Here is a 14,016-nt window from a genome sequence, read left to right on the forward strand (position 1 = left end):
CGATCACATCTGACAGCAAAATCTGTTCCTTGATATCACACAGGGTCAATGTAGGAGTGAGCCTGCTCGCGATGAGGACGCTACATTCAACATCTCTGTCGACTGTTACACCGCTAGCGCGAGCAGGCTCACTCTTACATGGATTTTGTGTTGCTTCAGGCGTACTGCGCGGCAGCGTAGCCAGAGGCCCAGGCCCACTGGAAGTTGAAGCCGCCCAGATGCCCGGTCACGTCGAGCACTTCGCCGATGAAGTACAGGCCGGGGCTTTTCAGCGATTCCATGGTTTTGGACGACACTTCGTGAGTGTCGACGCCGCCCAGGGTCACTTCCGCCGTGCGATAGCCTTCGGTACCGGCCGGCACCACTTTCCAGCTCGCCAGTTTTTCGGCGATGTCGGCGATTTCCGCGTGGGTGTACTGCTTCATCGGTTTGGACACGAACCAGTTGTCCGCCAGCAGATTGGCCATCTTCTTGGTGAAGATTTCCCCCAGAAGGGTTTTCAGTTCGCTGTTCGGGCGTTCGGCTTGCTGCTGTTGCAGCCACTCATGCGCGTTGTGGTCCGGCATCAGGTTGATCTCGACCGTGTCGCCAGATTCCCAGAACGAAGAAATCTGCAAAATCGCCGGGCCGCTGAGGCCGCGGTGAGTGAACAGGATGTTCTCGCGGAAACTCTGCTCGTTGCAGCTCACCAGGCAATCCACCGACGTGCCTGACAGCTCGGTGCAAAGCTCTTTCAACTGATCGGTGATGGTGAACGGCACAAGGCCGGCACGGGTTGGCAGCAGTTGGTGGCCGAATTGTTTGGCAACCTGATAACCGAAACCGGTCGCGCCCAGCGTCGGGATCGACAGTCCGCCTGTGGCGATGACCAAAGACTCACAAGTGATCTGGCCCATCGTGGTGTCCAGCAGGTAACCGCTTTCGAGCTTTTCGATGGTCTGGATCGAGGTGTCCAGGTGCAGGCTGACGCCCACCTGATCGCACTCGTTGAGCAGCATCTCGAGGATGTCGCTGGATTTGTTATCGCAAAACAACTGCCCGAGCTTTTTCTCGTGATACGGCACGCCATGTTTGGCGACCATGCCGATAAAATCCCACTGGGTGTAGCGCGCCAGTGCGGATTTGCAGAAGTGTTCGTTCTGCGAGAGGAAATTGCCAGGTTCGGTGTACATGTTGGTGAAATTGCAGCGGCCACCGCCCGACATCAGGATTTTCTTGCCCGCCTTGTTCGCATGGTCGAGCAACATCACCTTGCGCCCGCGCCCGGCGGCAGTCAGCGCACACATCAACCCTGCGGCGCCAGCGCCAATGATCACGACTTCGGTAGAGCGCAAAACGGTGTCCTCTTGGTGTGTCACCACAAAACAAACTGTGGGAGCCGGCGTTGCGCCGGCTCCCACAGGGGAAGTGCGTTGTTCTTACAGGATACGAACGCGCAGCGAACGGCCTTTGATCTTGCCGTCATTCAGGCGTTGCAAGGCTTGCTTGGCGATCCCGCGCTCCACGGCCACATAGGCCTGGAAGTCGAAAATCGCGATCTTGCCAACCTGGGCGCCCGGAATGCCGGCATCGCCAGTCAGTGCGCCCAGGATGTCACCCGGACGAACCTTGTCTTTACGGCCAGCGCCGATGCACAGCGTGCTCATGACCGGCAGCAATGGACCGCCGCCCTGGGACGTGAGGTTGTCCACCAGATCCCAGTTCAACGGCGCCTTCTGCAGTTGCTCGATGGCTTGGGCGCGGTGCGCTTCAGACGGTGCAACCAGGCTGATCGCAATGCCTTTCTCGCCAGCGCGGCCGGTACGGCCGACACGGTGAATGTGAATTTCCGAGTCACGGGCCAGCTCGACGTTGATCACCATGTCCAGCGCATCGATGTCCAGACCGCGCGCGGCGACGTCGGTGGCGACCAGTACCGAGGTGCTGCGGTTGGAGAACATGGCCAGCACTTGATCGCGATCACGCTGTTCCAGATCGCCATGCAGGCCGACGGCCGAGATGCCTTTGGACGTCAGGTGATCAACGGTTTCCTGAACCTGCTGCTTGGTGAAGCAGAACGCCACGCAGGACGCCGGGCGGAAGTGGCCAAGGACTTTGGTCACCGCGCTCATGCGGTCATCCGGGGAGATCTCGTAGAAACGCTGCTCGATCTGCGTGTCGTCATGGAACGCCTCGGCCTTCACGATCTGAGGGTTGCGCATGAATTTCGCGGCGAGTTGCTTGATGCCCGACGGGTACGTGGCCGAGAACAACAGGGTCTGGCGACGTTCCGGGGTCTGGGCAATGATTTCTTCGATGGAATCGTAGAAACCCATGTCGAGCATGCGGTCAGCTTCGTCGAGGATCAGCGTGTTCAGGCCATGCAGAACCAGCGAACCTTTGCGCAAATGCTGCTGGATACGGCCCGGGGTGCCGACGATGATGTGCGCGCCGTGTTCCAGCGAGCCGATCTGCGGGCCGAAGGACACGCCGCCGCACAAGGTCAGGATCTTGATGTTGTCTTCGGCGCGGGCCAGACGACGGAGTTCCTTGGCGACCTGGTCCGCCAGCTCGCGCGTCGGGCAGATGACCAGTGCCTGGCAACCGAAGAAGCGCGGATTGATCGGGTTCAGCAGGCCGATACCGAAGGCGGCGGTCTTGCCGCTGCCGGTCTTGGCCTGGGCGATCAGGTCCATCCCCTTGAGGATCACCGGCAAGCTTTGCGCCTGGATCGGCGTCATCTGGGCATAACCGAGGGAGTCGAGGTTAGCCAGCATGGCGGCGGACAGCGGCAAAGTATTAAAAGCGGTGGCGATGGTGGTCACGGGACTGGCCTGCAAAACAAAATGTCGCGCAGTGTACCAGTCTCGCTCTATCTACCTGCAAATTCTGGACGAATAGCCGTAGCAGCTGTCGAGGCACGAGGCTGCGTTGGGCTGCGAAGCGGCCCCTCGAGGGCGGTCCTGCGGACGCGCAACGCAGCCTCGTGCCTCGTCAGCGGCTACAGGTCAGTGTTCTATATCGTGCTCGCGGGTGACCATCCGTCGGCCGTCCGTTGGTGAGAGCTGGGAAAAGATCGTGGCCGCCAGCATGGCCATGATTCCGACCGTGACAAACGTCAGCTGGAACGCGCCCAACACCGTTTCCACGCCATCGTTTCCGATCTCGGCGGTAAAGCCGCCGAGCAACGCACCGGCGCAGGCTACGCCCAGGCTCAGGGACAATTGCGCGACGACCGACAACAGGCTGTTGCCGCTACTGGCGCTGGCATCGTCGAGGTCGATCAGGGTGACGGTGTTCATCGCGGTGAATTGCAGCGAGTTGATCGCCCCGAGAATCGCCAGCAGGCACAGCAGCAGCCAGTACGGTGTCTGTTCGCTGACCAGGCCCATGCTCGCGAGCATGATGCCCAGCGCCAGGGTGTTGCCGGTCAGCACGATGCGATAGCCCAACCGCTCGATCAGCGGACGTGCGACCCACTTGGCAACCATCGCCGCCGCCGCCAGCGGCAGCATGCTCATCCCCGCCTGTGACGGCGAATACCCCAGCGCCACTTGCAGCAGCAAGGGCACGAGGAAGGGCAGGGCGCCGCTGCCGAGGCGGGCAAACAGATTGCCGAGGATGCCCACGGCGAAGGTCCGGGTCTTGAACAGTGACGGCGCGAACAGCGGGTTTTCAGTATGCCCGGCGCGTAACCAGTACGCCGCCAGACAGGCCATGCCAGCGAACAACAACAGCATCACGCGCAGGTGGGGCAGGTGCAGCTCGCCCAGACCTTCCATGGCGACGGTGATCAGAATCATCGCCGCGCCGAACAGCACGAACCCAAGGCTATCGAAACGGGTGCGCTCGGTGCCGCGTAGGTCCGGGATGAATTTCCATACGGCGTAGCAACCGACCAACCCGACGGGCAGGTTGATCAGGAAGATCCAGTGCCAGGTCAGGTACTCCACCATCCAGCCGCCCATGGTTGGGCCGATCAAGGGGCCGAGCAAGCCGGGAATGGTGATGAACCCCATGATCCGCACCAGTTCCGAACGCGGGTAAGCGCGCAGCACCACAAGGCGCCCGACCGGCAACATCAATGCACCGCCCAGGCCCTGAATGATCCGGGCACCGATCAGCAGGCTCAGGCTCGTCGAAAAGGCGCAAAGCAACGAACCGAGGCTGAACAGAAGGATCGCGCCGAAGAATATTTTCTTGGTGCCGAAACGGTCGGCGATCCAGCCGGAAGCGGGGATCAGCAAGGCGACGGTGAGCATGTAGGCGATGATCACGCCCTGCATCCGCAACGGATCTTCCGCCAGGTCGCGGGCCATGGCGGGCAGTGCGGTGTTGAGGATGGTGCCGTCGAGGGACTGCATGAAAAACGCGATGGCGACGACCCACGGCACCCAGCGGGCGGTGACAGCGTCGAGAGGCGGGCGGTTGGGCATGGGACCTCTTGCGGGTTGGAGTTGTTAATGCAAGGTCATTGCAAGCCACAATCTCTGTGGGAGCGGGCTTGCCCGCGAAGGCGGTGTGTCAGTCAACATTAATGCTGAGGCTGATGGCCTCTTCGCAGGCAAGCCCGCTCCCACAGGGGTTTTGTGTTTACAGGGTCAAGGTGAGTTTGCTGATGAGTGCGCCCGGCAATAACGCCGAAGCTGTGGCCCGCTGACTGTAGGTACTCGCCGACAGCAACAACTCGCGCTCCTCGGTCAACGCCTCCAACTGCGAACCCAGCAAGCTGTAGGCGCTGTCATCAAAACGCATGGTGCTCACCGGCGACTGAATCTCGCCGTTCTCGACCCAGAACGTCGCAAACCGGGTCATCCCGGTCATGCGTGCCCCCGGTTGGTCGGAGTAGTTCAGGTACCAGAGGTTGCTGATGTACAACCCCGTGCCCAGTTGCTTGAGGATTTCGGCTTCAGGCAACGTCCCGGCCGCCATGTTCAATGCACTGGGCATCTCCCCACCGCCCGCGCCGTTGGCAGTCAAGCCGTATTCCGCCGCGCTGCGGGAACTGACCATTTGCGCGCCGGCTTTGCCTTCGACGATCAACCCCAGATCACTGCGGGGATAACCTTCGCCGGAGAATGCCGGGCTCAACGAGCCACTGACTTTTTCATCAATGGACACCTGCGGGCTGAACGCACTGTCCCCCGCATACAGCTTTTGCAGTGGGCTGGTTTTGCTGGCAATCGACTGCGCTGAAAAACCACCCCAGCCGAGCATGCCCATGATTTCTTCAAGGGCTGCCGGTGCGAGGTAGGCGCGGTACTGACCCGGTGCCAGCGTGCGCAACGGCCGACCGAGAAACGCCAGTTGCTCGCGCGCCAGAGCGAAGCGCTTGGCAAACCCTTCGCTGCTCCAGTCATGTCCGGCATAGCTGGCTTTCACGGCCTGACCATTTTCATGAAACAGGCTGAAGTCGAAGTTGAAACTGTTGGCCTGATGCCAGCCAAACGCACCCGAAGAGCTGGCGAAACCGCGACTGATCGGGCCCGCCGCATAGAAGCCCATCAGGTCCAGCCCTTCCGCGGCCTGAGTGATTTCAGCGACCACCTGCCCGGTGTCCGGCAGTGGATGTTCCTGCACATTCTTGCTCTGCCAGCTGTTGTGGTTGATCAGCAGGTACGGATCCTGCGGCAGCAACGGCAGAATTTCGCGCAACTGTTGCAGACCTTCGGCCAGACGCTGCAGGTCCACTTCCGGGTCGCCAGCCAAGGTGATGTCGAGGTCGGCATGCCGGCCATCGTTGATCAGCTTGAGGCCGATGCTCGCTTGCTGCACCTGCCCGGCCTGGCGCACCTTGGCGTGGTTGAAACGCACGAAGGCCGATGACTCGGCGGCGTAGCTGAGGGTGAATTGTTCCGGCTCGCCAATGGCGTCGCGTAGCCAGTTGACCAAGGCCTTGAAGCCATCGGCCTGATTTTTCGACGTACTCATCAGGCGTCTCCCCCAAACACATCCACGTTGCTGAACACACAGGCTGGCGACGCGTGGCCGACGCGGATCACCTGGTTCGGTTCGCCCTTGCCACAGTTCGGCGTGCCCAGGACCTTGACGGTGTTGGCGTCGCCGACGGCGCTGAGGCTTTTCCAGAACTGCGCGGAAATCGCCCGGTAGTTCGGGTTTTTCACCACGCCCTTGAGTTCGCCGTTTTCGATCAACTGCGCCCATTCGCAGCCGAACTGGAACTTGTTGCGCGCATCGTCGATGGACCAGGAACGGTTGGTGGACATCATGATGCCGTGCTCGATGTTGCCGATCAGTTGCGCCAGCGGTTGATCGCCGGGCTCGATGTTGAGGTTGGCCATGCGGTCGATCGGTGGACGGTTCCAGCCACAGGCGCGGCTGTTGGCGACACCGTTCATGCCCGCGCGAAATTGCGAGAGCGCGCCGCCCAATGGGCGCAGCAACACACCTTCCTTGATCAGGAATTGCTTGCTCGCGGCCGTACCGTCGTCGTCATGACCGTAGCTGGCGAGCTGCTCGGGGATGTCCGGGTCGAACGTCACGTTGAGCAGTTTCGAGCCGTATTGCAGATGACCGAAGTCTTGTGCCTTGACGAAACTGGTGCCGGCGTAATTGCGCTCATCGCCGAGGATGCGGTCCAGCTCCAGCGGGTGGCCGATGGATTCGTGGATCTGCAGCATCATCTGATCGGGCATCAGCAGCAGGTCGCGCGGGCCTTGCGGGGTGTTCGGCGCGAGCAGCAATTGCAACGCCTGATCGGCGACTTGCGGGCCGGCGCCGATCAAGCCGCACCGGCTGATCACATCCGCGCCGCCCTGCTGGCCGAAGTTCTCGCGGCCAAGGCTGCGGGTCTGGCTGTCGCTGCCGTCATAGGCCGTGACGTCGAGGCCCGGGTAGACGAAACGTTGGGCCTGGCGCAGTTCGGCACCGGCGCTGTTGAGGTAGATCTGCTCGACGTGGGTGATGCCGATGCTGACCTGCCAGTTCACCAGCCGCTCGTCCTTGGGCACGGACGCAGATTCGGCGCCGAGCAATTGGTAGCAATCACTCAGGGACGGGAAAGGCTGGTCGAGGTTGGGCGAAAAATAGTCGGCGCGGTCGCTGGAGACGGTTTGGTCGCGCAGGTCGAGCAACGCATGGGGCTTGAGTCGGCGGGCTTGTTGTTCGGCGCGGTCGAGGGCCGATTGCAGGCCGTGTTGCGACAGGTCGTTGGTCGCGGCGTAGGCTTCGACGCCGTTGATGCGCACGGTCAGCATCGCGCCTTCATCACGGCTCAGGCTGGGAGGTTCGGCGACATTCTTGCGCACCGACAGGTATTGGCCGGACTCGCGCACATAACGCAGCGAAAAGAATTCAGCGCCCGTGCGCAAGGCAGCGAAGCGCTGCTTGAGCTGGGGGTGGAAATCGAACATTCGGGAACCTCCTTGGTATGGAGTGGCGGTGTTGCGGTGTTGCGAAGGGGGAGGTGAAACGTTTGCGTGGCGCTAGATTAGGCCTGTGCGGGGAGCGATATCAAGGGTGGAGCGGTGTAGGAAAGGATTACGTCGGTGTGTCAGCCAGGGATGTGTTGTCTGGTAGGACCCATCGCGGGCAAGCCCGCTCCCACAGGGTTCAGGTTTGATCACATATCTGCAATCCAACCGAAAACCTGTGGGAGCGGGCTTGCCCGCGATTGGCCGCGACGCAGTGTAACGGTCTTACTGCGCCGTAGGACTCACATCACGCATCGGCTTGCCACGCACCGGTGCATCACCGGCCACGAAGTAGGCAGCCTTGCTGCGCGGCAGCGGCTGGCGGCCACGGATCTTGTCGGCGATTTTCTCGGCGATCATGATCGTCGGCGCGTTCAGGTTGCCGGTGGTAATGATCGGCATGATCGAGGCATCGACCACACGCAGACCTTGCATGCCATGCACACGGCCTTCGCCATCAACCACGGCCATTTCGTCGGTACCCATCTTGCACGAGCAGGACGGGTGGAACGCGGTTTCGGCGTGTTCGCGGATGAACTTGTCGAGCTGCTCATCGGTTTGCACGTCGATGCCCGGGCTGATTTCGCGGCCACGGAAAGCATCCAGCGCAGGTTGCTGCATGATTTCACGGGTCAGGCGGATGCCGTCGCGGAATTCCTGCCAGTCCTGCTCGGTGGCCATGTAGTTGAAGAGGATGCTCGGGTATTCGCGCGGGTCTTTCGACTTCGCTTGAATACGGCCACGGCTCGGCGAACGCATGGAACCCATGTGCGCCTGGAAGCCGTGCTCTTTCACACCGTTGCTGCCGTTGTAGTTAATCGCGACCGGCAGGAAGTGGTACTGGATGTTCGGCCAATCGAATTCCGGACGGGTACGGATGAAACCGCCGGCTTCGAACTGGTTGCTGGCGCCGATGCCGGTGCCGTTGAACAGCCACTCTGCACCGATGGCCGGCTGGTTGTACCAGAGCAGTGACGGGTACAGCGAGACCGGTTGGGTGCAAGCGTATTGCAGGTACAGCTCTAGGTGATCCTGCAGGTTTTCGCCGACGCCTGGCAGGTCATGGACCACCGGGATGTCGAGCTTGTTCAGCAGTTCGGCCGGGCCGACACCGGAGCGTTGCAGGATCTGCGGCGACGCGATGGCGCCGGAGCACAGCAGTACTTCTTTGCGGGCACGGGCTTCAACGCGCTCTTCGGCGGCGCCGATCAGGTAACGCACGCCGACCGCACGCTTGCCTTCGAACAGGATCTTGTCGGTCAGGGCGTGGGTGACGATGGTCAGGGTCGAACGCTTCTTGGCGACGTCCAGGTAACCGCGAGCGGTGCTGGCGCGACGGCCGTTCGGCGTCACGGTACGGTCCATCGGGCCGAAGCCTTCCTGCTGGTAACCGTTGAGGTCTTCGGTGCGCGGGTAACCGGCTTGCACGCCGGCTTCAACCATGGCGTGGAACAGCGGATTGTTGCCGGCTTTCGGCGTGGTCACGCTGACCGGGCCGTCGCCACCGTGGTAGTCGTTCGGGCCGATGTCGCGGGTTTCGGCTTTGCGGAAATACGGCAGGCAGTTCAGGTAATCCCAGTCTTCCAGGCCTGGCAACTTGGCCCAGTTGTCGTAGTCCATCGCGTTGCCGCGGATGTAGCACATGCCGTTGATCAGCGAGGAACCACCGAGGCCCTTGCCGCGACCGCATTCCATCCGGCGACCGTCCATGTGTGGCTCTGGATCGGTTTCGTATGCCCAGTTGTAGCGACGGCCTTGCAGCGGGAACGCCAGGGCGGCCGGCATCTGCGTGCGGAAGTCGAAACGGTAGTCCGGGCCGCCGGCTTCGAGCAGCAGGACGGTGACGCCTTCGTCTTCAGTCAGACGGGTCGCCAGGGTGTTACCGGCCGAACCGGCACCGATGATGATGTAATCGAATTCTTGGGACATTGAATGCACCCTCTTTGAAGTTGGTCAGGTCAGCGAGTGCTTCGCACTCGATCGCGGGCAAGCCACGCTCCCATAGGGATCGGGGGGCACCGCAGATTTGGCGAACGACGCCAAACCTGTGGGAGCTGGTTTGCCTGCGATAGCGATCTCGCAGGCGAAGCAAATACCGCCTTAGAAAACCGAGGCGTAATCGCCCAGTTCGACCTGTACCGATTTGATGCGGGTGAAGTTGTTCAGCGAGCTGATGCCGTTCTCACGGCCAACACCCGACTGCTTGTAACCGCCAACTGGCATTTTCGCGTCGGACTCGCCCCAGGCGTTGATCCAGCAGATACCGGCTTCCAGTTGATGAATCACGCGGTGAGCGCGGTTCAGGTCCTTGGTGACGACGCCAGCGGCCAGGCCGAAGTCGGTGTCGTTGGCACGACGGATCACTTCTTCTTCGGTTTCGTAGGTCAGGATGCTCATCACCGGGCCGAAGATTTCTTCGCGCACGATGGTCATCTCGTCGGTGCAGTCGGTGAACACGGTCGGGGCCACGAATGCGCCTTTGGCGAATTCGCCGTCGGTCAGACGAGCGCCGCCGCACAGCACGCGAGCGCCTTCTTCCTTCCCTTTGGCGATGTAGCCCAGCACGCTTTCCATGTGGGCGAAACTGACCAGAGGACCGAAGTTGGTGTTCTCGTCTTCCGGGTTGCCGACGCGGATGCGCGCTACGCGTTCAACGATCTTGGCTTCGAAAGCGGCCTTCAGGTGGCTCGGTACGAACACGCGAGTGCCGTTGGTGCAGACCTGGCCGGAGCTGTAGAAGTTGGCCATCATCGCGGTGTCGGCGGCGCGATCAAGGTCGGCGTCGTCGAAAATGATCAGCGGGGATTTGCCGCCCAGTTCCATGGTCACGTCTTTCAGCGACGAGGCAGAAGCGCTGGCCATGACTTTCTTGCCGGTGTCGGTGCCGCCGGTGAAAGAGATTTTTTCGATGCGTGGGTGTTCGGTCAACCAGGTGCCGACTTCACGGCCGCTGCCGGTCAGTACGTTGAACACGCCGGCTGGCAAGCCTGCTTCGGTGTAGATCTCGGCCAGTTTCAGGGTCGTCAGGGACGTGACTTCGCTTGGCTTGAAGATCATCGCGTTACCGGCCGCCAGGGCCGGTGCGGATTTCCACAGGGCGATCTGGATCGGGTAGTTCCATGCGCCGATACCGGCCACGACGCCCAGCGGCTCGCGACGGGTGTAGACGAACGAGGTGGTGCGCAGCGGAATCTGCTCGCCTTCGATGGCCGGGACCAGACCTGCGTAGTACTCCAGCACGTCCGCGCCGGTGACGATGTCGACGTACTTGGTTTCGGAGAACGACTTGCCGGTGTCCAGGGTTTCCAGGGCGGCCAGTTCATCGTTGCGCTCGCGCAGGATGTCGACGGCGCGACGCAGGATGCGCGAACGCTCCATGGCGGTCATCGCGGCCCAGATTTTCTGGCCCTTTTCGGCGCTGACCACAGCACGCTCAACGTCTTCCTTGGTCGCGCGTTGTACTGTTGCGAGGACTTCACCGTTAGCCGGGTTGATGGCTTCGAAAGTGGCGTCGCTGCTGGCGTCGGAGTAACCGCCATCGATGTAGAGTTTTTGCAGTTCGAAACGGGCCATAAAGTCCTCGCAAGTGCATAAGTTAGTTGGCGTTAACCACTGGGCGTGCCGTGTTGCGCTGGCACGCGGGTCAGTGGCGGTTCGGGGGTTGAGCGTTTTGTGTGTGCTCTAACTCACCCGCTTGGCCAGTTGGAAATCCATGTATTCGTAAGCGATCCGGTGCGCCTGCTCGGTGTCGAAAGCATCTCCCGACAGCGCGCCGCGCAACCACAAACCGTCAATCAACGCTGCCAGGCCACGGGCTGCACTGCGCGCATCATCGAGCGGCAATACGCGGCGGAACTGGCAGCACAGGTTGGAATACAGACGGTGATCGTTGATCCGCTGCAACCTGTGCAAAGACGGGTGGTGCATGCTGGTGGCCCAGAAGGCCAGCCAGGTTTTCATTGCCGGGCCATTGACCTGGCTGGCGTCGAAGTTGCCTTCGATGATCACCTGCAGATGCGCCCGCGGGCTGTCATCTGTCAGCGCCTGACGGCGTGCGGTGACGTTCTCGCTGAGTACACTCATCAGGTACTGCGCCGTGGCAGCGATCAGGCCGTTCTTGTCCTGAAAATAGTGACTGATGATGCCATTCGAGACACCGGCCAAACGGGCGATCAGCGCAATGCTGGCGTCCCCCATACCGACCTGATCGACGGCCAGCAAGGTGGCTTCGATCAATTGCTGGCGGCGGATGGGTTGCATACCGACCTTGGGCATCTTGCACATCTCCTTAGGCCTTCCGGCGGACGTAAGACGTCCATCGGTTTGAGGGCCAGTCTATTTTGTTTTGATTGAACGTTCAATCAACAAAGAATAAGATCTGCGACAATTCGTCGCTGCTTACAGATTTTTCCTACGTGTAAATGACGATAAACCGACATCCAAAACGGCTCGAAACCCCTACGCCTTGGCGTTCCGGGCTTCGGGCTTTTTTCGGGGTGTCTTTATATCACCCGTCGGTCGGCTGCCCACTAACCGATTAGTCGGGTACCGCGTTGCCTTGTGTTCTTCTCTCGCACTGCCTGGAGCATCTGTGCCATGAGTTCTGCCTCTCTTATAAAGACCCCACCCGATAAGGTGACGGTCAACGGTTGGGTGTTCTACACCTCTACCGCGCTGATCCTGTTGTTGACCGCCATTCTGATCATCGCCCCGCAAGAGGCCGGCAGAGTGCTCGGTATTGCCCAGGCCTGGTTGTCCCGCAGCTTCGGCTGGTACTACATGGTGGTGATCGCCGCTTACCTGGTGTTTGTGGTGGGCCTGGCGTTTTCGTCCTACGGCAAACTGAAACTGGGCAGCAAGGACGATACCCCGGACTTCAGCTACGGCGCCTGGGCGGGGATGCTGTTCTCGTCGGGTATCGGCATTTCGCTCCTGTACTTCGGTGCCTCCGAGCCGCTGGACCACTACTTCAACCCGCCCGAAGGCGTGGCCGCGAGCAACATGGCCGCCCGTCAGGCCGTTCAACTGACGTTCCTGCACTGGGGCCTGCATGGCTGGGCGATCTACGCACTGGTCGGTCTGGCCGTGGCTTACTTTGCCTACCGTCACAACCAGCCGCTGGCGCTGCGTTCGGCGTTGTATCCGCTGGTGGGCGAGCGTTGGGTCAAAGGCGCGGCCGGTCATGCGGTGGACGGCTTTGGCATGTTCGTGACCTTGCTGGGGCTGGTGACGAACCTGGGGATTGGTTCGCTGCAAGTGTCTTCCGGGTTGGAAAACCTGTTCGGCATGGAGCACAGCAACACCAACCTGCTGATCGTGATCATTGTGATGAGCACCGTGGCGACCATCGCCGCTGTGTCCGGTGTGGAAAACGGTATCCGCCGTTTGTCCAACCTGAACATCGTGCTGTTCAGCGGTTTGCTGATTTTCGTCCTGTTGTTCGGCCCGACCCTGCACCTGCTCAACGGCTTCGTGCAGAACATTGGCGACTACCTGAACGGCGTGGTCCTGAAGACCTTCGACCTCTATGTGTACGAAGGCGACAGTGAGAAGTCCGACCGCTGGTTGGGCCTGTGGACCCTGTTCTACTGGGCCTGGTGGATTTCCTGGGCGCCATTTGTGGGCATGTTCATCGCGCGTATTTCCCGTGGTCGCACGGTGCGTGAACTGGTGGCCGGCGTGCTGCTGATTCCGCTGGGCTTCACCCTGGCGTGGCTGTCGATCTTCGGTAACTCGGCCCTCGACCTGGTGATGAACCATGGGGCGGTGGAGCTGGGGAAGACGGCGCTCGAACAGCCGTCCATGGCGATCTACCAGTTGCTTGAGCATTACCCGGCGTCGAAGGTTGTGATCGGCGTGTCGATTTTTGTCGGTTTTGTGCTGTTCCTGACCCCGGCGGATTCCGGCGCGGTGATGATGGCCAACCTTTCGTGCAAGGGCGGTAATGTCGACGAAGATGCGCCGCACTGGCTGCGGATTTTCTGGTCGGCGGTGATTACCCTGGTGACCATCGGCCTGCTGTTCGCCGGTAACTTCGAAGCCATGCAAACCATGGTGGTGCTGGCCGGTTTGCCGTTCTCGGTGGTGCTGGTGTTCTTCATGTTCGGCTTGCACAAGGCCATGCGCCAGGATGTGCAGATCGAGCAGGAGCAAGCGGAGTTGGCTGCGCGCGGTCGTCGTGGTTTCAGCGAGCGTTTGACTCAGTTGGACCTGCAACCGAACCAGTCGATTGTTCAGCGTTTCATGGACAAACAAGTCAGCCCGGCGCTGGAAGATGCGGCGGTGCAATTGCGCGGTCAGGGTCTGGATGTGCAGACGTTGCTGGGCAAGTCGAAACGCTGCATGGGCGTGCGTATCGAGATGGAAGAGGGCAACCCTTTTGTCTACGAAGTGAGCCTGGACGGCTATCTGGCGGCGGCGAGTGACACGGCGTCGGCTGAAAGCGCTGATGAACCGCGCGCACGCTACTACCGCGCCGAGGTGTACCTGCACAACGGCAGCCAGGATTACGACTTGATGGGCTTCACCCAGGATCAGATCACCCGCGACGTGCTCGATCAGTTTGAAAGCCATCGGCAGCTCCTTGGCCGTGTCTATAGCTAAA

At 61.0% G+C, this 14,016-nt stretch carries 9 protein-coding genes; 1 reads left to right on the plus strand and 8 read right to left on the minus strand.

The features are described 5' to 3' along the window. Positions 1-155 precede the first annotated feature (155 nt). The 8 genes from SB725_RS02920 to betI all read right to left on the minus strand — a co-directional run bounded on the left by SB725_RS02920 (position 156) and on the right by betI (position 11,687). Positions 156-1,334 carry an NAD(P)/FAD-dependent oxidoreductase gene (locus SB725_RS02920; protein ID WP_027926629.1) on the minus strand — a complete coding sequence of 393 codons (1,179 nt, stop codon included), beginning with the start codon at positions 1,332-1,334 and terminating at the stop codon, positions 156-158. 84 nt (positions 1,335-1,418) lie between these two features. Then, positions 1,419-2,804: an ATP-dependent RNA helicase DbpA gene (gene dbpA / locus SB725_RS02925; RefSeq protein ID WP_027926630.1), complete on the minus strand. Its 1,386-nt coding sequence runs from the start codon at positions 2,802-2,804 to the stop codon at positions 1,419-1,421. 183 nt (positions 2,805-2,987) lie between these two features. Then, positions 2,988-4,415, minus strand: a complete 1,428-nt coding sequence (gene mdtD / locus SB725_RS02930; protein ID WP_027926631.1) for a multidrug transporter subunit MdtD — start codon at positions 4,413-4,415, stop codon at positions 2,988-2,990. Positions 4,416-4,572: 157 nt separating this feature from the next. Beyond that, complete coding sequence (locus SB725_RS02935) at positions 4,573-5,910, minus strand: TldD/PmbA family protein (protein WP_410921242.1); 1,338 nt, start codon at positions 5,908-5,910, stop codon at positions 4,573-4,575. After that, positions 5,910-7,352 carry a TldD/PmbA family protein gene (locus SB725_RS02940; RefSeq protein WP_027926633.1) on the minus strand — a complete coding sequence of 481 codons (1,443 nt, stop codon included), beginning with the start codon at positions 7,350-7,352 and terminating at the stop codon, positions 5,910-5,912. Before SB725_RS02940 ends, SB725_RS02935 begins: the two co-directional genes overlap by 1 nt. A gap of 285 nt (positions 7,353-7,637) precedes the next feature. Beyond that, entirely contained in the window at positions 7,638-9,341 is a 1,704-nt protein-coding gene (gene betA / locus SB725_RS02945) for a choline dehydrogenase (protein WP_027926634.1), read from the minus strand. 171 nt (positions 9,342-9,512) lie between these two features. Beyond that, a complete protein-coding gene (gene betB / locus SB725_RS02950; protein WP_027926635.1) occupies positions 9,513-10,985 on the minus strand; it encodes a betaine-aldehyde dehydrogenase in 1,473 nt (490 codons plus the stop codon). Positions 10,986-11,093: 108 nt separating this feature from the next. Beyond that, positions 11,094-11,687: a transcriptional regulator BetI gene (gene betI / locus SB725_RS02955; RefSeq protein ID WP_027926636.1), complete on the minus strand. Its 594-nt coding sequence runs from the start codon at positions 11,685-11,687 to the stop codon at positions 11,094-11,096. A 378-nt stretch (positions 11,688-12,065) separates the two neighbouring features. Here betI and SB725_RS02960 point away from each other — a divergent pair, with 378 nt between their 5' ends. Next, a complete protein-coding gene (locus SB725_RS02960; RefSeq protein ID WP_231986537.1) occupies positions 12,066-14,015 on the plus strand; it encodes a BCCT family transporter in 1,950 nt (649 codons plus the stop codon). Position 14,016 lies beyond the last annotated feature (1 nt).

It is taken from the genome of Pseudomonas sp. SIMBA_041 (assembly GCF_046535095.1).
Taxonomy (GTDB): Bacteria; Pseudomonadota; Gammaproteobacteria; order Pseudomonadales; family Pseudomonadaceae; genus Aquipseudomonas; species Aquipseudomonas mucoides.